This is a genomic window from Parabacteroides sp. PH5-46 (genome assembly GCF_029892785.1).
Lineage (GTDB): Bacteria > Bacteroidota > Bacteroidia > Bacteroidales > Tannerellaceae > DFXE01.
The window spans coordinates 356,270-376,990 of record NZ_JARXXA010000002.1; the positions used below are offsets into that span (position 1 = coordinate 356,270).

19 protein-coding genes are annotated in these 20,721 nt (G+C 43.4%); 15 read left to right on the forward strand and 4 right to left on the reverse strand.

Features of this window, described 5'->3' with window-relative positions:
- Positions 1-15 precede the first annotated feature (15 nt).
- The 7 genes from M2470_RS03295 to M2470_RS03325 all read left to right on the forward strand — a co-directional run bounded on the left by M2470_RS03295 (position 16) and on the right by M2470_RS03325 (position 6,847).
- A complete protein-coding gene (locus tag M2470_RS03295; RefSeq protein WP_280743402.1) occupies positions 16-504 on the forward strand; it encodes a TlpA disulfide reductase family protein in 489 nt (162 codons plus the stop codon).
- A gap of 2 nt (positions 505-506) precedes the next feature.
- Positions 507-2,090, forward strand: a complete 1,584-nt coding sequence (locus M2470_RS03300; protein ID WP_280743401.1) for a DUF6029 family protein — start codon at positions 507-509, stop codon at positions 2,088-2,090.
- A gap of 2 nt (positions 2,091-2,092) precedes the next feature.
- A complete protein-coding gene (locus M2470_RS03305; RefSeq protein ID WP_280743400.1) occupies positions 2,093-2,908 on the forward strand; it encodes an Omp28 family outer membrane lipoprotein in 816 nt (271 codons plus the stop codon).
- 28 nt (positions 2,909-2,936) lie between these two features.
- Positions 2,937-4,418 carry an Omp28-related outer membrane protein gene (locus tag M2470_RS03310; RefSeq protein ID WP_280743399.1) on the forward strand — a complete coding sequence of 494 codons (1,482 nt, stop codon included), beginning with the start codon at positions 2,937-2,939 and terminating at the stop codon, positions 4,416-4,418.
- A gap of 81 nt (positions 4,419-4,499) precedes the next feature.
- A complete protein-coding gene (locus M2470_RS03315; protein ID WP_280743398.1) occupies positions 4,500-5,105 on the forward strand; it encodes a DUF4254 domain-containing protein in 606 nt (201 codons plus the stop codon).
- Complete coding sequence (locus M2470_RS03320; protein WP_280743397.1) at positions 5,106-6,134, forward strand: glycosyltransferase family 9 protein; 1,029 nt, start codon at positions 5,106-5,108, stop codon at positions 6,132-6,134.
- The gene (locus M2470_RS03325; RefSeq protein WP_280743396.1) at positions 6,131-6,847 is read left to right on the forward strand and encodes a lipopolysaccharide kinase InaA family protein; all 717 of its coding nucleotides are present in this window, start codon (positions 6,131-6,133) and stop codon (positions 6,845-6,847) included. The genes M2470_RS03320 and M2470_RS03325 overlap by 4 nt, the downstream gene beginning before the upstream one ends.
- On the opposite strand, the gene M2470_RS03330 is transcribed toward M2470_RS03325, so the two are convergent.
- Genes M2470_RS03330 through M2470_RS03340 form a run of 3 tightly spaced genes read right to left on the reverse strand, consistent with a single transcriptional unit; the run spans position 6,848 to position 9,093 of the window.
- Positions 6,848-7,636, reverse strand: coding sequence for a glycosyltransferase family 2 protein (locus tag M2470_RS03330; protein ID WP_280743395.1), 789 nt, complete (start codon positions 7,634-7,636; stop codon positions 6,848-6,850). It abuts the gene before it with no gap.
- Positions 7,637-7,639: 3 nt separating this feature from the next.
- Entirely contained in the window at positions 7,640-8,422 is a 783-nt protein-coding gene (locus M2470_RS03335) for a DUF5672 family protein (RefSeq protein ID WP_280743394.1), read from the reverse strand.
- Positions 8,423-8,457: 35 nt separating this feature from the next.
- Positions 8,458-9,093 carry a ribonuclease H family protein gene (locus M2470_RS03340; protein WP_280743393.1) on the reverse strand — a complete coding sequence of 212 codons (636 nt, stop codon included), beginning with the start codon at positions 9,091-9,093 and terminating at the stop codon, positions 8,458-8,460.
- A gap of 316 nt (positions 9,094-9,409) precedes the next feature.
- Here M2470_RS03340 and M2470_RS03345 point away from each other — a divergent pair, with 316 nt between their 5' ends.
- On the forward strand, positions 9,410-10,777 hold the full coding sequence (locus M2470_RS03345) for a Gfo/Idh/MocA family oxidoreductase (protein ID WP_280743392.1): 1,368 nt from the start codon (positions 9,410-9,412) through the stop codon (positions 10,775-10,777).
- Between the two features lie 7 nt (positions 10,778-10,784).
- The gene (locus M2470_RS03350) at positions 10,785-11,750 is read left to right on the forward strand and encodes a PmoA family protein (protein WP_280743391.1); all 966 of its coding nucleotides are present in this window, start codon (positions 10,785-10,787) and stop codon (positions 11,748-11,750) included.
- 239 nt (positions 11,751-11,989) lie between these two features.
- Here M2470_RS03350 and dusB read toward each other — a convergent pair whose 3' ends face one another.
- A complete protein-coding gene (gene dusB / locus M2470_RS03355; RefSeq protein ID WP_280743390.1) occupies positions 11,990-12,976 on the reverse strand; it encodes a tRNA dihydrouridine synthase DusB in 987 nt (328 codons plus the stop codon).
- Between the two features lie 277 nt (positions 12,977-13,253).
- Here dusB and rsmH point away from each other — a divergent pair, with 277 nt between their 5' ends.
- From rsmH to murD, 6 genes are read left to right on the forward strand one after another with little or no spacing between them, the layout of a single operon-like run.
- Positions 13,254-14,162 (forward strand): 16S rRNA (cytosine(1402)-N(4))-methyltransferase RsmH, encoded by a 909-nt coding sequence (gene rsmH, locus M2470_RS03360; protein ID WP_280743389.1) that lies wholly within the window; start codon positions 13,254-13,256, stop codon positions 14,160-14,162.
- Positions 14,163-14,166: 4 nt separating this feature from the next.
- On the forward strand, positions 14,167-14,523 hold the full coding sequence (locus tag M2470_RS03365; protein WP_280743388.1) for an FtsL-like putative cell division protein: 357 nt from the start codon (positions 14,167-14,169) through the stop codon (positions 14,521-14,523).
- A 1-nt stretch (position 14,524) separates the two neighbouring features.
- Positions 14,525-16,645: a penicillin-binding protein gene (locus tag M2470_RS03370; protein ID WP_280743654.1), complete on the forward strand. Its 2,121-nt coding sequence runs from the start codon at positions 14,525-14,527 to the stop codon at positions 16,643-16,645.
- A gap of 2 nt (positions 16,646-16,647) precedes the next feature.
- Complete coding sequence (locus M2470_RS03375; RefSeq protein WP_280743387.1) at positions 16,648-18,108, forward strand: UDP-N-acetylmuramoyl-L-alanyl-D-glutamate--2,6-diaminopimelate ligase; 1,461 nt, start codon at positions 16,648-16,650, stop codon at positions 18,106-18,108.
- A 6-nt stretch (positions 18,109-18,114) separates the two neighbouring features.
- Positions 18,115-19,377 carry a phospho-N-acetylmuramoyl-pentapeptide-transferase gene (gene mraY / locus M2470_RS03380; RefSeq protein ID WP_280743386.1) on the forward strand — a complete coding sequence of 421 codons (1,263 nt, stop codon included), beginning with the start codon at positions 18,115-18,117 and terminating at the stop codon, positions 19,375-19,377.
- Entirely contained in the window at positions 19,377-20,714 is a 1,338-nt protein-coding gene (murD, locus tag M2470_RS03385; RefSeq protein WP_280743385.1) for a UDP-N-acetylmuramoyl-L-alanine--D-glutamate ligase, read from the forward strand. The genes mraY and murD overlap by 1 nt, the downstream gene beginning before the upstream one ends.
- The last annotated feature ends 7 nt before the right edge of the window (positions 20,715-20,721 follow it).

The window sequence follows — 20,721 nt, forward strand, 5'->3', positions numbered from 1 at the left end:
AAATAACCAATGTTTATGAAGAAAATTATTTTGTTATTCATGATAGCCTTTGCGGGTTTGGGAGCGGCTGAGGCACAGTTGCCTTCGGTTGAACTGAAAGATGTGAACGGGAAGCGAATAGATATTTCCAAACTCCCGGAAGAAGGTCACCCTTTAATCATTAGCTTTTTTGCTACCTGGTGTAAGCCGTGTCAGCGGGAATTGAGCGCCATTCATGAAGTGTATGCAGACTGGCAGAAAGAAACTGGAGTCGAGTTGGTTGTCGTATCCATTGATGACGCACACGATATCGCCAAAGTGAAACCGATGATAGATAGCTTTGGCTGGAATTATACTGTATTGTTGGATGCGAGCGGAGACTTGCGGCGCGCCATGAAAGTAAATGTAGTTCCGTATGTGTTTGTGGTAGCTCCGTCGGGAAAGATTGTGTACAAAAGCAGTGGCTACACGGAAGGAAGCGAGAAGAAGTTGATTAACGAAGTACGCAAACTGGCTAAAAAATAATCGTGAAGAAAACGTACCTGATAGGAGTGTTGATGTTTATCCTCCTGGAGCTGTCAGCCCAGAAGGACGTCACAGTGAGTGGCAGTTTGCAGTCGGATATTCTGTTTCCCGAATCAGACCAATCCATAGGAACGGAGTCGTACAAGGAAAAGGTGCTGACGAATACCTATCTGGATCTGTCGGCTTCGTATCTCAACTACCTTACTGTTGGCGCCCGTTTGGAGTACCTTGAGCACCCGCTTCCTGGTTTTGAGAAAGACTTTGCAGGATGGGGTGTTCCCTATTTTTATGCTACCGGACGGTATCGCTGGGCAGAGTTGACTGTAGGCGATTTTTATGACCAGTTTGGTAATGGCCTTATCTTCCGTACCTACGAAGAACGCAGCCTGGGGATAGACAATTCCATTCGCGGCGGACGCTTGTTGCTTCGCCCGCTAAATGGCTTGCGACTCAAAGCGCTTGGTGGGAAACAGCGCCGCTACTGGAAACATAATGACAGCTATGTGTGGGGTACGGATGCAGAAATAAACATAGATGAATGGCTCAGGGTTCTGAGCGACCATGAGGCTTATTGGTTACTGGGTGGCTCGTATGTCGGGAAGCACGAAAAAGATGAGGCCATTTATATTGCACCGGATAAACGATTAAACCTCCCCTTGAATGTGGCAGCTTTTGATGCCCGTATGCAGTTTCAGAAAGGAGGGCTCAACCTGATAGCCGATTATGCCTGGAAGATAAACGATCCCTCGTACGATAATGGCTATAGCTATGATAATGGAAATGCTTTGTTGCTTTCTGCCTCCTATTCAAAGAAGGGTATGAGTGTTCTTTTGCAAGCCAAGCGAAGCGAGAATATGTCGTATCGCTCTGACCGCTCGATGAGTGGTTCCTCGTCCTTCATCAATCATCTGCCAGCTTTTACGCAACAACAAACGTATACGCTTCCGGCGCTTTATCCCTATGCTACCCAGCCGTTGGGCGAATGGGCTTTTCAGGGCGAGACCGCTTATAACTTCGAGCGGAATACTGTTCTTGGAGGAAAATACGGTACCTTGTTGAAACTACATGCCTCGCATATCCGTTCGCTTAAAGACGAGGGGAATGGTGAAACCTACTATCAGGATGTAAACGTATCTGTAGAAAAACGGCTAACGGAAGATTTCAAACTAAACCTGATGTATATGAACCAGCGCTATAATCAGCGCATAGTGGAAGGCCATGCTGAAAATGGCGACATCATCCATTCGAATATTTATGTAGCTGAAGGAACCTGGCAAATGAATGATAAGGTAGCGCTTCGCAGCGAACTTCAATATCTGAACACCAAGCAAGGGGAGGGTGACTGGATGTTTGCCTTAGTAGAGGTTTCCTGGCCTCCGTATCTGATGTTTTCGGTTTCAGATCTATATAATAGTGGAGTAACGGATTTACATTATTATATGGGAACTGTTACTTTTACGCACAAAGCTCATCGCCTGCAAGCAGCTTACGGACGAACACGTGCCGGATATAATTGCGCCGGAGGAGTTTGCCGGTATGTTCCCGCCAGCAAGGGTTTCCAATTGTCTTACAACTTTAACTTCTGAAGATGAATAAACGACTCATATATATATTGTCCGGTATCCTTTTAGGCTTTTACGGATGCGATGTGATCGATGAACCTGAACGGGTGATAGAAACAGACGAGCTGCATTTTACCAACAAGGTAGTATTGCTGGAAGACTTTACCGGATATAAGTGTCTGAACTGTCCTACAGCAGCCGAAGAGTCTGCCCGCTTGGAGGAGTGGTTTGACGGGCATCTGATTGTCGTGAGCATTCATGCCGGAAACTACGCCAATACTTCCGGGACAGCCTGGCAAACGGACTTCCGCACAGAGGCAGGTGAAACGTATAATGAGTACTTCCGCCCCGACGGATACCCTTCGGCAATGACAGACCGGAAGTCTTTTAACGGAACATTGACCAATAGTAATATATCTACCTGGGCTTCGCAGGCGGTAGCCCGTCTGGCTGAGGTTTCTCCCGTTTCAATTCTACTGACTCCTTCAACAGCAGGAGCAGATCCGTCTCTTTCTGTGGAAGTGATAGCCCAGAGTAGTATGCCGGACGATACCTATTTGCAAGTCTGGCTGATAGAAGATAATATAGTGGCTCCTCAATTAATGCCGGATAATAGCATTAATTATACTTATACGCACCGGCATGTATTCCGTGCTGCTGTGAACGGGACTTGGGGCGAATCGCTGACGGATCTTCCCGGTACTGAAAACCATCGGAAAGGAACGTATAACTACTCCCTCCCTTCTGATTGGAAACCAGAAGATTGCTCCTGGATAGCTTTTGTGTACAAAGGAGGGTCAAAGGAGATCTTGCAGTCGGCGACAACCGATTTGATTCCCTAATTGTTGTATTTATAAATAGATTAATATAATGAAAAAGAAATTTACTTTACTGGTGATGGCGCTTCTTGTTAGTGCTATTGCCATCCATGCCCAAACGCTGCAATGGACATACAAAGATAAAGCCTTAGCGGATGGGGCGGTTATAACAGTTGATACATACGATCTGGTAATGGGACAGATGCTACTCGAACTGGGGTTAAAGAATACCTCAGCGGCAGATCAGCAGGTTTCAGTTACCAAAGAAGAAAAACGATTAGCTCCGGGAGGAGAAGTACAACTCTGTGTAGGCGAGATCTGTTATCCCTCACAAACCTATACTACTGCGAGTTTTACTATCCCGGCGAATACGGAAAATAAAACGTTTCATGCGAATTATTTAGTGACTGATCCGGCGATATGGGGCACTAGTTCTGTTGTTTTTACAGCTTCGATAGGGGCTGCTAAAGCTACCGTACATGTGCGTTTTGCCTATAGTGGAGAGGTTGCCGGTGCAGCGCTTCCGCTTACCTATGACCGCCTGTTGGTTTTAGAAGAAATGACAGGTACCTGGTGCGGCTATTGTCCGCGTGAGATCGTCGCCCTTGACCGCTTTGAGAAGGCCTACCCTAATAAAGCCGCCATTATTGCCGTGCATGGGATTGACGTTATGGCAATTCAGGCGTATATCGACAGGTTGCAGACTGACTTCCCTGTTGGATATCCTAATACGGTTATCAATAGAAAGCAGGCTGTGAATTTTTATTTATATAGTGCCACCCCCATTCCGGAAATAGCCGAAGAACCTGCTCCTGCAGCAGTAAGTCTTTTTGCTCAATATGTTTCGGGGGATGACCAGAAGTTGGCTGTAAAGATTCGTAGCCGCTTCTCTTCTGCCGTTGAGGGAGCCGATTATCGTTTCGCTTTGGTTTTGACAGAAGATAAGGTGCAAGGCGTTTCTTCTGATTACAACCAATATAATTACTATAGCGGTTCGCCGGAAGCTATGGGCGGATATGAAAGTCTTCCGGCTGTAATACCTGCCTCGCAGATGGTTTATCGTCATGTAGCACGCGCTATCTATGGTGGTGTTGATGGGTTTGGCTCTAGTCTTCCGGCTTCTTTTCCGGCTAATGAAGAGCAGGTTTTTACCTATACCGTCGACCTGCCGGGAAACATCATGAATAAAGAGAATCTCGAACTTGTAGCTTTATTGATTGATGCTGCGACAGGAGAGGTTATAAACGCCGCAAAGACGTCCCTTGGCGATGGTTCTCCCGTAGGTGTTGGAGAGGTTAAAACTGCTGCTTTTGACGCGAAAGTCTATAGCCTTTCTTCATCCCTGAATGTGGAATTGTCGGGTATCCGCCAAGCGACTAAGATCGCAGTCTTCAATGTGTTGGGGCAACAAGTCGCATCGCAGACTGTTCAGGCAGATGGAACAATTGTATTTCCTCTCCATACAAAAAACACTGTTTTTGTTGTGAAAATAAGCAGCGGGCAGGATAGCCTCGTGCGGAAGATTTATCATTAATCGGTGATATCATGCGGTAGTTCATGCGGAAATTACTATTTTTGCTTACGTTTGTATATTAACTGCAAAAATAAAAGAACCATGAATTTTACCGCATTATGCCATCATATTTTTGAAAAGGCGACCAGTAACTACCATCTGAAAGACCATGTGGATACTCCTATCGAGAATCCGTTTGAACTGAAAAGTATCGAATATTATTTGTATCTGAAAAACTGGATCGATGCGGTTCAGTGGCATTTGGAGGATATCATTCGTAATCCGCAGATTGATCCCGTAGAAGCCTTGGTGATTAAGCGGCGTATAGACAAATCAAACCAGGATCGTACCGATCTGGTAGAGTTGATTGATAGCTATTTCCTTGACAAGTATAAAGATGTAAAGGTGAAAGAAGGTGCAACAATCAATACCGAAAGCCCGGCTTGGGCTGTTGACAGATTGTCTATCCTGGAGCTGAAGATATACCACATGCGCCAGGAAGCCTTCCGCGAAGATGCCGATCCTGCGCATAAAGCGGAATGTCAAAAGAAACTATCTGTTCTGCTGGAGCAAAAAACAGACTTGTCAACCGCTTTGGAACAGTTATTGTCTGATATCGAGTCGGGAGCCAAATATATGAAAGTCTACAAGCAAATGAAGATGTACAATGACCCGGCTTTAAACCCTGTATTATACGGAAAGAAATAAATGGCGAAAATATTGGTAATAAGGCTATCCGCTATCGGTGACGTCGCGATGACTGTCCCGGTATTATACTCTGCCGCACGTGCGAATCCTGAAGATTCTTTTACGATATTGACACAGGCTTTCCTGATACCGGTATTTATCAATCGCCCTTCTAATATAGAGGTAATAGGTATTAGTATTACCGGGACAGAAAAGTCGTTGAGTGGATTAACCCGCTTTGCCTGGGCTTTTTCCAAGTATGATTATGATCTGGTACTCGACTTGCATCATGTTCTACGAACGATGATTATCCGCTCATTCTTTCGCCTGCGGGGCAAGAAAGTATATGTTGTAGATAAAGCCCGGAAGGATCGTACCCGCCTGACTGCCCGGAAAAATAAGGTTTTCAAACCTATTCGCCCGGTGATTGATCGCTATGCCGATGTGTTTAAAGCGGCCGGTTTGTCTTATGAGGATACATTTCATTCTTTGTATGAAGAACATCCGGCCAATGATTCTTTGATTAGAGAAACGCTTGGTGAGAAGAAAGGAAAGTGGGTTGGCGTAGCGCCTTTTGCCAAGCATCGCGGCAAAATCTACCCCATAGAAGAAATGGAGAAAGTAGTAGCCGCCTTGTCGAAGCAGGAAGATATTACGCTATTTCTTTTAGGAGGTAAAGGCTATGAGGAGGCCATTCTGGAGCAATGGGCTTTTCAATACCCAAACGTAAAAACAGTAGTGGGGCGCTATTCGCTTGATAACGAACTGGCTTTAATCAGTCGCCTGGATGTCCTGCTTTGTATGGACTCTGCCAATATGCATTTTGCCTCTCTGGTAGGCACAAAAGTTCTCTCCGTTTGGGGGGCCACTCATCCATATGCCGGTTTTTATGGGTATCATCAGAAACCTGAGGATGCTATACAACTTGACCTAAACTGTCGCCCTTGTTCCGTTTTTGGTGAGAAGTCTTGTTTTCGGGGAGACTGGGCCTGTATGACCCAATTACCTCCCGAACGTATTATCTCGAAAGTTAACGAAATCCTGCAATGATGAAAGTTATTATCAATCCGGAATATGAGCATTTGAGTGACTTTATCAATACAATCCCCAAGGTATTCAATACTTCCGGAGAGATTGTCTATGAAGGGCGAAATATTTTAAAACGCTTTGAAGTAGTGAATGTGCGTTTTGTTGTAAAACGTTTTAAAGTGCCTCATTTAGTAAATAGAATAGTCTATTCATCTATTCGGAAATCGAAAGCCTGCCGCTCTTATATACATGCTTTTAAACTGCAAAAATATGGAATAAATACCCCTACTCCAATTGCATATATTGAAGAATTCAAGGGGGGAATACTGTCTTATTCTTATTATATTTCTGCTGAAATAGCAGACGCTCATGAGATCAGAGAATTCTACTTTGATCCGGTAATTGGCAATCGTGCTCATATCCTGGATGCTTTTGGAACATTTACAGCCAATATGCACAAAAAGAACATTTTGCATAAAGATTATTCCTCTGGAAATGTTTTGTACAAGTTGAAAGACAATACACTCGAGTTTTTTCTTGTAGATATTAATCGCATGCAATTTGGTCGTTCAATTTCCGAAGAAAAAGGCTACGAAAATTTTAGAAGATTATGGCTTTCGGATGAAGTTTTCACAGTTATAGCCAGATCTTATGCTCAAGCAATGGGGTATGATATAAATCACGCCGTAGAACGGATTCTTTATTACAAAAAGAAATTTATGAACGAAACCTAATTATCTGTTTTGCGAATCTTGTAAATCTTTTTCCAGATCGTTATATTTTATTTTTGATTCCCACACTTTAGCGATAGTTAAATATTTGTATATCGATAATAATCCGGCATATATTAAGCCTGCTTTTCCGTCTCTAATGGCTCCTTTTATTATGTAGAACTTAAAGAAACGAAAGATGGTTTCATTTAAAAGTGAACAATAACCGTATTTTTTCTTTTTTCTTTTTTCTACTTCAAAATCAGAGTATTTATTTGTTTTATTTATATTGTCATAAATGCTTTCGTTTGCCAGATGTATAAATGCAAGGTCTTTTCTTTTTTTAGGAATTTTCTTTACTATGCCGTTTATTTTAGGGTGTGAATGTATTTCGACAGGCCAATCGGTATCTGCTTTTTTAATAAAACGATGAAGATAATCAGGATATGTACAACGCATAAAGCGATTCATAAAATAGTTCTTTCGGGGAATCATAATTCCTGAAGGAGGATTATCTTGCTTTATCTGTTCATATAGGTATGATCTTAACTTGGCTGGGACGAATTCATCGGCATCTACTACAAATACCCAATCGTGTTTTGCCGCTTGTATAGCGAAATTTCTGGCAGGTTCAACATAGCCCGTCTTCTCGTGGTGTACAATAGTACAGTTATACTTTTTAGCAATTTCTATAGTTTTATCAGTACTGTACATGTCGCAAATTAATACTTCGTCAAATGCTTTTACAGACTCTAATACTCTTTCCAGATGCTTTTCTGCATTGTACGTGTTTATAACTACTGATATTTTCATAAATTAATAGTTTATAATAGGTTTCCAAAAATGTTTCATTTTTCTTTTGTACCAACCATGGCAACCAAATGGTAATTGTTTATTTATTAGTTTATAACTGAGTTCTGGATATTTATCAAATGAAAATCGTAATGCTTCCATTGCGGTGGGGTAAGAAAAATCTGGTAGAAAAGCCCAGAATACATCTTCATTATACAAATGCTGTCGCCGCTGAACCAAAAAGCGGTTTATTTTTTTTGCATGTGTTTTTGTTGCCAAATAATGACTTCTCACTTTTCGTAATGAAAAGCCTCCATTGCCTATTTTATTGTATAATAATTGCTTGCTAACTTGCCCTTTGCGAGTCTTGCGCTTTAGTGAATAACTCATGATCCAGGAAATAATAGGTAGATTATAGATTGGCCGTTTTAGCCAGGGGGCTCCTACATAATCGTAGTCATAAGCACACCATTTTTCTAGTTCATCTCTGAATACATAAGCGTCAAGCTGATATATCAGAATGTATTTATAATCAATAAAGGTTTTGTAAAATAAAGTTGAGAGCATTAGGTTATTATACCCCGAAATTCCTTTGAAAAAAGAATCATTAAACGTTTGGATACTTATCAAAGGATATGGTTTCAAGCAGTCAGATAAATCAAGCGACTCTGGTTTAATAACAACAAGAGGGTAGTTTTTCAAGATGTCATAAACTTGAGATAAAGAACGTTTTTCTAAATCAGATAATTCATTCTTATATATAGGTATTACAACTTTTACTAGATTTATATAATTCTGATCAAGCATTCTGATAAGGTGCTGTTTTAATGATTTTTTATCTGTTATTTCCTACCAAAATCAGCAGGGATTTCGCCCCATTCAGAGGTTTCCCATTTGATGATGGGGGTGGTGTATGTATTTTCGCGGAGCCATTTTTCGGCTCGTTCTATTAAAACGAATATTTGCTCGTTTACCGGAGTACGCTCCAGGAGTGTCTTGCATTTCTTGTTTTTTACCCATTTCATCGCGTTTACACTGTCTGTATAGATGGGTAATGGGCTGCTTTTTTGCTTCAATAATGCCAGACCGTGAACGAGAGCCAGGAATTCGCCGACATTATTGGTGCCTTGCTTCATGGGACCGATATGGAAGATTTCTTGTTTGGTGCGAACATACACCCCTCGGTATTCCATGGCGCCAGGATTTCCACTACAGGCGGCATCTACAGCAATGCTTTCTGGGTTGGGCTTGCCTATGGAAACGTTTTTCAGCAGCTTTGAAGAAGCCTTGGGCGACGAGGCCTTTCTGAGGTAGCTTTCATAGCCTGCCTCCAGAGCGGCAGAGGCTTCCTCTTCTGTGGCAAAAGATTTGTATTTTGCTTCAGCCTGTCCTTCCACTTGCTTTTTGCACTCCTCCCAGTTATTATACACTCCCGGTTGAAGCCCTTTCCATACAACATAAAATTTCTTTCCGGCCATTTTCTCTGATCTGACGGCAAAGATACGTTATTTTTTATATGGTCTAAGTTCTCTGAATCAAAGAAATTGAAATCCCACATATGTAGAACACATGTTCAACAACTGTAGAACTCGTGTTCAATAATTGTAGAACTCGTGTTCAACAACTGTGGGATTTTAAAAAGTAAAGGTATGGGCTTGATTATAAGTAAAAAAGTATTATTTTCGCATTTGGTGAGTAAAAACAATCTTTATTACGGTGGGTGCATCGTATCATGAAAAACAAAGATTTACCATCTAATCTTTTATAAAATAGCAAATTACTAATGATTTATTTATGAACAGACGAAATTTTTTAACAACATCTGCCGCTACAACAGCGGGCATGGTGTTTGCGGGCACATCTGGAATTGCGGCGAAGGAGTTGCATACATTGGCTAATGCCCCTGCTGCTAAAATTAAAGTTGCATTAATCGGTACAGGCTCAAGAGGCTGTGGTATGTGGGGACGTGATTTGGTGAAAGAATATCCTGACTATCTTGAGTTTGTGGGGCTTTGTGATAAAAACCAAGGCAGGGTAGAAACCGGAAAACGTTTCATTGGTGTTTCTTGTCCGGTATATACCGACTTTGAGAAGATGATGAAAGAAACTAAGCCCGACCTGCTTATTGTAACTACCATGGATGCAACGCACCACGAGTTTATTATCCGAGGTATGGAGCTGGGAGCTGATATTATTACCGAAAAGCCTATGACTACCGATGAACAGAAGGTACAGGCCATTCTGGATGCCGAAAAACGGACCGGGAAGAAATGCCGGGTTACATTTAATTATAGGTATTCTCCCCATCGGGCAAAGATGTGGGAATTGCTGAAAGCAGGCGAAATTGGTGAACTAACTTCTGTAGACTTTCACTGGTATCTGGATACTTCACACGGAGCTGATTACTTCAGGCGCTGGCACAGGCTTACGGCATGTAGCGGTTCGTTGTGGGTGCATAAAGCCAGCCATCATTTTGACTTGCTGAACTGGTGGATAGATAGTGATCCTGAAACCGTATTTGCTTTTGGAGAGCTTAATTTCTACGGAAAGAATGGCCCATTCAGAGCTGAAAACTGCCGTAACTGCAAGCATACGCAAGAATGTAAGTTCTATTATGACATCATGAAGAACGATTATTATAAAGCATTGTATGTTGATAATGAGAAATATGATGGTTATTTACGGGATGGATGTGTCTTCAAGAATGATGTGGATATTTTTGACAAAATGGGAGCTTCTATTCGTTATGCCAACGGAGTGCAGGTATCTTATTCTCTGACAAGCTATTCACCCTATGAAGGATATCGCATTGCCTTCAACGGAACCAAAGGGCGGATCGATGCCTGGATCGAGGAGTCTAAACCGGTGAGCGACAAGAATTACGATGAAATCGTTCTGTTTAAGAATTTCTCGAAGAGGGAATATATTCAGATACCTTTCGGCACATCTGGACATGGCGGGGGAGATAAGTTATTGAAAGACCAGATATTCTTGCCCAATATTGAAGACCCATTCAAACAGTGTGCAGGAACAAGAGATGGCGCATTGGCTTGTCTGGTAGGGATTGCCGCCCGGAACAGTATAGCTTCCGGCAAAGCAGTAAAGATTGCAGACCTGACAAGTATCAAGCCCCAGGCAGTAAAGGAATACAGAAGAGTTTAATGAATAAATGAAGAGAGAAGTGAAGAGTTTTGTTATTATTATACTGTTGGCTTTGAGTTCGTTTGCTGCCTATGCGCAGCATTCGGATATATCTTTTGTGGAGTTGCCGGACGAACAGGCGGTTGAGGTATATGTAAATGATCAGCTCTTTACGATATTTCTGTATTCGGATACTTTGCGGAAACAGATACTTTATCCTTTATATACAGCCTCTGGTAAAACTATTACCAGGGGCTATCCCATTGATACGCAGCCGGATGAAAAGACCGATCATCCACATCAGGCAGGCCTTTGGTTTACCTTTGGGGATGTTAACGGTCTGGATTTCTGGAACAATTCGTTCCGTATTTCCGAAGCTGACAGATGCAAGTATGGAACTGTTTCATTTCTGTATATCAACAGGATAGATCCCGATTATGGAGAACTCGCTGTAGAAGCCACCTGGAAAGATTGCCATGGCAATGAACTGTTGCACGAGCATACTACCTACGTCTTTGACGGAGCGGAGGCTTGGCGAAGCATCCGTCGGGAGACTATCCTTACGGCATTGCAGGATACGGTTGTATTGGACGATAATAAGGAAGGGCTGTTAGGTCTTCGCGTGAGCCGCTGGCTGGAAGAAGATGTCTCCGGCCTTTATACCAATCATCTGGGAGACAAGGGGGCTGACGTATGGGGGAAGCGTTCTCACTGGGTGTCACTTTCAGGGATGAAAGACGGAGAGCTTGTCTCCATAGCCATTGTAGACCATCCCGATAACCCAAACTATCCGGCCTGGGCACATGCTCGCGGATATGGATTATTCGCCATAAACAATTTAGGGGGTACTGCTTTCGATGAAATGGCGGAAAAAGCACGTATTACCCTCACAAAAGACAGTAGTATTTCTTTCAGGCATACCATCCTTATAAAAGATGGGAATTCCATTACTCCGGAAGAGATCGCAGACAAGGCTTGTCCTTGCCTCTGGTAAAGAAAATAAGATAGGGTATAAACAAAAAAACCGTCCTAAAATAGGACGGATTTTTTTTGCTTTCTAAAGAAGCAATCTCACGATTCCTTCCTCACAAAGACTTGTTAACCTTAGATCTAAAATACTATGAAAAAAACTCTGTACAAATATATGAAGATTCCCGTATTGGGAACACCACTTTTGTAACAAAATGATATAAATATGTATCACCGATGATGAATTTTTGAATACCAAAATACTCAAATAACCCTGTGTTGCAGCGGAATATTATCAATTATATCAAAAAGAGCTGCTACAGTGTCGGCCCGAAGCATGGCAATACGTGTTTGCTTGAAATCGAAAATACCTTTGAAGATCGGAGAGGCTGCCAGATGACGTCTGATGTGCAAAATTCCTCTTCTTTCGTCTAGGCGTTCTACACTTTGCAAAACTTGTTCTTTCAGTATATTTATATACCAGGAAAAAGATTCTTTAGGTAGTTCTTCGCCTGTTGTGAGGTAATGTTTTATTTCGCGGAATATCCAGGGGCGACCTATACTGGCCCGGCCTACCATTACAGCATCTACACCGTAGGTATCGAAGCGTTCCTTGCATATTTCGGCAGATGTTACATCGCCGTTACCGATGATGGGAATGTGCATGCGGGGATTTTCTTTGATTTGTCCGATCAGTGTCCAGTCGGCTTCACCGGTATACATCTGGCTACGTGTCCGTCCGTGTACGCACAGGGCTGCAATGCCGCAATCCTGCAATTGTTCGGCCAGGTCGGTGATGATCAGGTTGTTGGCATCCCATCCCAGGCGGGTTTTTACGGTTACCGGAATACGGACGGCTTTGACTACTTTGCGGGTAATTTCCAGCATCAAGGGGATGTTACGCAGCATGCCGGAACCGGCTCCTTTTCCGGCCACTTTCTTTACCGGGCAACCGAAGTTCAGATCCAGTATGTCGGGCTTGGCTTCTTCGCAGATCCGGGCGGCTTCTACCATGGCGTCGACCTCTCTGCCGTATATCTGAATGGCTACAGGCCGCTCTTCGTCAGAGACAATCAGCTTTTGCTTTGTCTTGTTTACATGGCGGATCAGTGCATCGCTCGATACAAACTCGGTGTACACCATGTCTGCCCCAAACCGTTTGCACATCAGGCGGAAAGAGATATCTGTCACGTCTTCCATCGGTGCCAGAAATACCGGCTGCTTTCCCAGATCAATAGTTCCAATTTTCATAAATATAGAAAGTGCTTATAAAACGCTTACAAAAGTACATTGTTTTTGTCTTTTCATACCCATACAAGGTGTAATTTCCTAAGACAGGCATAGGACAAGTGCTTTTTGCCTGTTTGTCATAATGCTATTTTTTTGATAGTTTTTACGATGAAAACGCCCAATTTTGCCTGTTGAAAACTTTTTTTACCTTTTCTTTTGTAACGATTTGGAATATACCTGTATTAATATGTAATTTTACCCTATTTTAATGAAGGGGTAAGCAACAGTAATAAAGGTTATGGAACAATCTTATCATGTGCCGGTGATGCTACAGGAAAGCCTGGAAGGACTGAATATTATCCCTTCCGGCAAGTATGTAGATGTAACGTATGGCGGCGGCGGGCATTCGGGTGAAATATTGAACCGTTTAGGGCCGGCAGGTCGTTTGTATGGGTTTGACCAGGATGCAGATGCGGAAGGGAATATCCCGGATGATCAGCGTTTTGTCTTTGTGCGGAGTAATTTTCGTTATCTGTACAATTTTATGCGTTATCATGCAGAGGTCGGATCGATAGATGGGCTATTGGCGGATCTGGGGGTTTCGTCCCATCATTTTGATGATCAGGAGAGAGGCTTTTCTTTCCGTTTCGAGGGGAAGCCGGATATGCGGATGAATACCCGCTCCGGACAAACGGCGGCTGATGTGTTAAATACCTATACGGAAGAGAAGCTGGCCGACATTTTCTATTATTACGGCGAAATAAAACACGCCAGGAAGTTGGCCTCTTTGGTAGTGCGTGCCCGTGAAACAAAACAGATCGATACGATCACGGATTTGCTTGATATCGTAAAGCCCTTTACCGGAAAAGATAAAGAGAAGAAATTCCTGGCACAGGTTTTTCAGGCCTTAAGGATAGAAGTGAATGACGAGTTGAGTGCTTTGAAAGAAATGTTACAACAAACCTTGCAGGTTATAAAGCCGGGTGGGCGATTGGTGGTTATCACGTACCATTCTCTGGAAGACCGGTTGGTGAAGAATTTCTTGAAAACCGGAACATTTGACGGAAAAGTGGAAACGGATTTTTACGGAAACGTACAAACTCCCTTCCGGCTGATTAATAGTAAAGTAATTGTGCCGTCTGATGCCGAAGTAGAGCGAAATCCACGTTCGCGGAGTGCTAAATTAAGGATTGCAGAGATAAAGTAGCGTAATGGCGGAAGAAAAGAATAAAAAGAAAAAGAAGAACAAGAAAGAGAAGCGTTTTTCTCCTTTGTATATTCTTGGCGGGGGGATTCTGAAAGAAGACTTCATCCTGAAGCATACCAAGATGATTATACTGGTGGTGATACTGACGTTTTTCTTTATTGGTAACCGTTACACCTGTATGCAAAAGATACGGGAGATCGACCGCTTGCAACAACAGTTGCGTGATGTACGCCTGGAGGCTCTTTCAATAACAACCGAATTGACCGGGAGCAGCAGACAGTCGCAAATAGAAAATTTAGTAGAAAAACAGGATCTTGGCCTGGAGGCAGCCAAGACTCCTCCTTATGAATTATATAAATAGTATGGAGGACGAAGAAGAAATAAGAAATGTAGAGAATCAGGGTAGCGGAGCATTGGCTCGTTATTCCGTGGTTGTATTGCTACTCATTCTGGTAGTGATAGGAATTGTAGGACGTACCATCCATACGGCTTTTGTTAAAGGCGACGACTGGAAAACGATTTCTGAGCGCCAGAAAGCACCAAACCGTTTGGTAAAACCCCGGCGAGGGAACATCTATTCTGCCGATGGAAAGCTGATGGCAACCAGTGCGCCACGTTATTATACCTATATGGATTTCCGGGCAGGCGGCTTCAATGTAGATACATTCCTGCATTCAAAGAAGAATGGTGTAGACTCGTTGGCTTATTATCTGTCTATAAAGCCGGGAGGCAAAACAGCTACCGAATATAAAAACCATCTGCTGAAAGGCTTGAAAAGTAAAAGCAGGCAATATGTGATATATGGCCCACGGGTATCGTATGCTGATCTGAAAAAGATGAAACAATATCCTTTTTTCCGTTTAGGCAGGAATAAAAGCGGCTTTTATGAAAAGGAAATGGTTGAAAGGCAACGTCCGTTTGGTACCCTGGCTTCGAGAACAATAGGGGACGTGTACGGGGAAATCAACGACTCAACCGGACTTTCGAAAGGGATGAATGGCCTTGAATTACAATATGACACTTTATTATGTGGTGTTCCGGGATTGAATGCCAGACGAAAGATTAACGGAGCGATGACCGACATCGTGGAAGTTGAACCCATCGATGGAATGGACGTTCGTACAACTATTGATATTGAAATACAGGATATCACCGAGAAGTCATTACGCGATATGCTGATATCCATTGATGCCGAATTCGGGACAGCTATGGTGATGGAAGTGAAGACCGGTGAAATAAAGGCGATAACTAATTTAGGACGCGTTTCTCCCGATAGATATAACGAGACAAAGAACCATGCGGTAGCCGATTTGCTGGAGCCCGGTTCTACCTTCAAGGTGGCCTCTATTATGGTGGCTTTGGATGATGGTAAATGCCGTCCCAGTGATTTGGTAGACACGGGGAATGGGGTCTATCGCTATGGCGGAAGGGATCTGACCGACCATAACCGTCATAAAGGTGGTTACGGACTTATATCGGTAGAAGAAGCGATCTGGAAATCTTCCAATATCGGAGTAGCCAAAACGATACTGAAAGGATATGTGGATAAACCGGAAAAATATGTGGAAGGTCTTTATAGGCTTGGCCTGGTGGAAGATTTGCAAATCGAAATACCCGGTGCCGGTAAACCCATTATCCGTATGCCGAATAAAAACAATTGGTATACGACGGCTCTACCCTGGATGTCATTTGGGTACGAAACACAGATTCCTCCTATCTATACGCTTACCTTTTTCAATGCGATAGCCAATAACGGGAAAATGATCCGTCCGGTCTTTACCAAAGAGATAATTAAAGACGGAAAGACAGTCAAGACTTTTTCCACAAGCGTTGTACGTTCTTCTATCTGTACGGATGAAACGCTTAAACTGATACAAGACATGTTGTTGGGTGTAGTAGAAAAAGGAACGGGTAGTCCTGTCTTATCTCCGCATGTGCGGATAGCCGGGAAAACAGGTACGGCACAGGTAGCCGAAGGCGGCTCGTATAATTCCGGGCATCAGGTTTCTTTTGCCGGGTATTTTCCCGCCGATAATCCTAAGTATACTTGTATGGTCGTGATACGCCGTCCCCGGAAGGGATACCCTTCGGGTGGAACCATGTCGGGAGGTGTAGTGAAGAACATTGCCGAGAAGATAACAGCTATGGAAAAGCATCTGGATATCCGGGCCGTTGAGGTTGATTCGCTGGCCGTTCCTGTTCCTGCCGTAAAGACAGGTGATGCGGAAGCTCTGCGATATGTATTGAACAAACTGGATATAAAAACGGAAAAGAAAGAAGATACTTTTCCTGGGATATTGGCAGAATCTAAAGCCGGACGTGTTCCCCGGGTTACAGGTATGGGGGCGAAGGATGCGGTGTATCTTTTAGAGGCTGCTGGGCTTCAGGTCAACCTTTCCGGTATGGGACGTGTTATTAGACAATCTATCCAGCCGGGAGAAAGGGCGGTTAGAGGTCAAACCATTACAATAACATTACAATAAATATGGAACTGAGAACGCTTATAGACTCATTGGGTATACAAACTGTCGAAGGGATGGACAATCCCGAAGTCGACAATATACAGTCCGACTCACGTAAGGTGGGGAAAGGCTCACTGTTTGTAGCAGTCCGGGGTACAACTACCGACGGGCATGCCTATATAGAGAGCGCAATAGAAAAAGGAGCGGTGGCTGTAGTCTGTGAAGAAGTACCCGAGGCTTTGAAAGAAAAGGCTACCTTTATTGTCGTAAAGGATTCCGCTGCCGTTTTAGGGCTCCTGTTGGCTACCTGGTATGATTACCCCTCAGATAAATTGATCCTGGTTGGCGTTACCGGTACAAATGGTAAAACTACGATTGCAACCCTGTTGTACGAAATGTTCCGCACAATGGGGCATAAGGTAGGTTTGTTATCTACCGTTTGTAACTATATAGACGGGAAAGCAATCCCTGCCGAGCATACAACGCCAGATCCTGAAACTTTGCAGAACTTACTGGCGCAGATGGTGGATGCCGGATGCGAATATGCGTTCATGGAAGTCAGCTCTCATGCTATCGACCAGAAACGTATCAGTGGTCTGTCGTTTGACGGGGGTATCTTTACCAATCTGACGCGTGATCATTTAGATTATCATAAAACCGTAGAAAACTATCTGAAGGCAAAGAAGAAGTTCTTCGACGACCTGCCCGCCACGGCATTTGCCCTGACCAATACAGATGATAAAGCGGGGCTTGTGATGCTGCAAAATACAGCGGCAAAACAACTGACGTACTCTCTTCGCACGATGGCTGATTTCAAAGGGAAAATACTGGAGTCGCACTTTGAAGGAACCGAGTTGCTGATCAATGGCAAGGAAGTAATGGTACATTTTGTAGGGCGCTTTAATGCCTATAACCTGCTGGCTGTTTATGGGGCTGCCGTTGCATTGGGTAAAGAACCGGCAGAAGTGTTGCTGGTGCTGAGCAGTCTTCGCTCGGTATCAGGACGTTTTGAAACGATACCTTCTCCGCTGGGATATACTGCTATTGTTGATTATGCTCATACACCCGACGCTTTGGTAAATGTGTTGAATGGTATTCACGAAGTGCTGGAGGGCAGAGGGCGTATCATTAGTGTAGTAGGCGCGGGTGGAAACCGCGACAAAGGCAAACGCCCTATTATGGCGAAAGAAGCTGCCCGGCTGAGTGACCAGGTGATACTTACATCGGATAATCCGCGTTTTGAAGAGCCGGATGATATTATCAATGATATGGTAGCTGGTTTGTCAAAAGCTGATCTGGAGCATACGTTGTGCATTACAGGCCGGGCACAGGCTATTAAAACGGCAACGGCATTGGCCAGAAAGGGGGATGTAATCCTTGTTGCCGGTAAAGGACATGAAGACTATCAGGAAATAAAAGGAGTGAAACATCATTTTGACGACCGGGAGAAACTAAAAGAAATTTTTGCATCACAAAAAATATAGAAAGGCATGTTGTATTATCTGTTCACCTATTTGGATCAACTGGATTTTCCCGGGGCGGGAATGTTTAAGTACGTATCTTTCCGTTCAGGATTGGCGTTGATCTTGTCGCTTTTTATCTCAACAACGATTGGACGCCGTATCATAAACTGGTTACAGCGGCTGCAAATAGGTGAAACTGTGCGTGATCTGGGCCTGGAAGGGCAAATGAGTAAAAAAGGCACGCCCACCATGGGGGGGCTTATCATTATTGTTGCCATTCTTATTCCGGTATTACTTTGTGCCCGTCTGGATAATATCTATGTCATCCTGATGATTGTAACTACCATTTGGCTGGGACTTATCGGCTTTACGGACGACTATATCAAGGTGTTCAGGAAAAATAAGGAAGGGCTGCACGGACGCTCCAAGATAGTGGGACAGGTTGGCCTGGGATTGATCGTTGGGCTTGTGTTATATATGAGTCCGGATGTCGTTATCCGTGAAAATGTTGAAGTGTTGAATAATGAGAATGTAGTTGAATCCGTGCATTTCCATTCACTTGAAACGAAGTCTACGAAAACAACCATTCCTTTTCTGAAGAATAACAATTTCGATTATGCCTCTTTAGCCAGTTGGGCAGGGGAGTATAAAACAGAGGTTTCCTGGATTATTTTTGTATTGGTGGTTATTTTTATTGTAACTGCCGTGTCAAACGGTGCAAACCTAACGGATGGATTAGACGGGCTTGCCACAGGTAGTTCAGCGATTATCGGGGTAGCCTTGGGGATTCTGGCCTATATGTCATCGCATGCCGAGTTTGCTTCTTTCCTTAATATCATGTTTATACCGGGGGCACAGGAACTGGTGATTTTTGCATCTGCCTTTATTGGTGCCACCATTGGTTTTCTTTGGTATAATGCCTATCCGGCTCAGGTATTTATGGGTGATACGGGAAGCCTTACGTTGGGGGGGATTATTGCCGTGTTTGCCGTAATTATCCGTAAAGAGTTACTGATACCGATTCTGTGTGGAATATTCCTGGCAGAGAGTGTGTCGGTTATGGCACAGGTATTCTACTTCAAATATACCAAGAAACGATATGGCGAAGGCAAGCGCATCTTCAAGATGACACCACTTCACCATCACTTCCAGAAGCCGGGACATGCCGGCATTGATGCCATGATTCAAAAGCCGTATAATATCGTGCCCGAGTCGAAGATCGTTGTTCGTTTCTGGCTGATCGGTATTATTCTGGCAGCTATTACGATTGTAACATTAAAGATGAGATAATGAATGAGCGTGTTGTCATATTAGGAGCAGGGGAAAGCGGTACCGGAGCGGCCGTTTTGGCCAAGGCAAAGGGCTTTGACGTTTTTGTGTCGGACTCGTCTGCCATTAAGTCGGTATATAAAGAAATGTTGAACAGCCGTGGGATTCGTTGGGAAGAAGGGCAACATACGGAACTTGAAATCCTTTCGGCAGATGAAGTGATTAAAAGCCCCGGAATACCGGATACGGCACCCATCGTAGAGAAGCTGATAAAAAAGAATATACCGGTGATCTCGGAAATAGAGTTTGCCGGGCGTTATTCTACGTCCAAGATGATTTGCATTACGGGCAGCAACGGCAAAACAACCACTACAGAGCTGATATATTACATCCTGAAGAATGCCGGCTTAGATGTAGGCCTGGCGGGTAATGTGGGAAACAGTCTGGCCTTGCAAGTAGCTGAGAGTCCGCATGCCTGTTATGTAATAGAACTCAGTAGCTTTCAGCTCGATAATATGTACGAATTTAAAGCGGATATTGCTGTTCTGCTCAATATAACTCCCGATCATCTGGATCGTTATGATCATAATATGCAGAACTATATAGATGCAAAATTCCGAATTATCCAGAATCAAACAAAGGAGGATGCGTTCATTTTCTGGAACGACGATCCTATTATTGCCGGAGAGATAGCCAAAAGGGCTCCGGCAGCTACCCTCTATCCTTTTGCCGCTTCTCCGGGTGAAGGAGTAAAAGGATATATAAAAAACAAACAATTAGTTATCGAAACAAAAAAAGATTTGTTTACTATGGAACAAGACTTGTTAGCTTTGACGGGTACCCATAACTTGTACAACTCTTTGGCTTCCGGTATTACAGCCAAGTTAATGGATATCCATAATGAAAAAATTCGTGCTTCCCTCAGTGATTTTGCAGGTGTAGAACACCGGCTTGAAAAAGTAGCAAGGGTAAAAGGGGTGGATTATGTAAATGATTCGAAGGCAACGAATGTAAACTCATGTTGGTATGCCCTGGAAAGTATGTCCACGAAAGTGGTATTAATACTGGGTGGGGTAGACAAAGGAAATGATTATTCCGAAATTGAAGGACTTGTGATGAGCAAGGTGCGCGCCCTGATTTTCCTGGGAACGGACAATGCGAAATTGCATCGTTTCTTTGACGGAAAAATACCTCTCATAGAAGAAGCTCTTTCCATGAAGGAGGCGGTAGATAAATCGTATAAGCTGGCTCAGAAAGGAGACACGGTATTGCTTTCGCCCTGCTGTGCCAGTTTCGATCTGTTTACGAATTATGAAGACAGAGGTAATCAATTTAAGTCGTGTGTACTTAACTTATAATGTACGG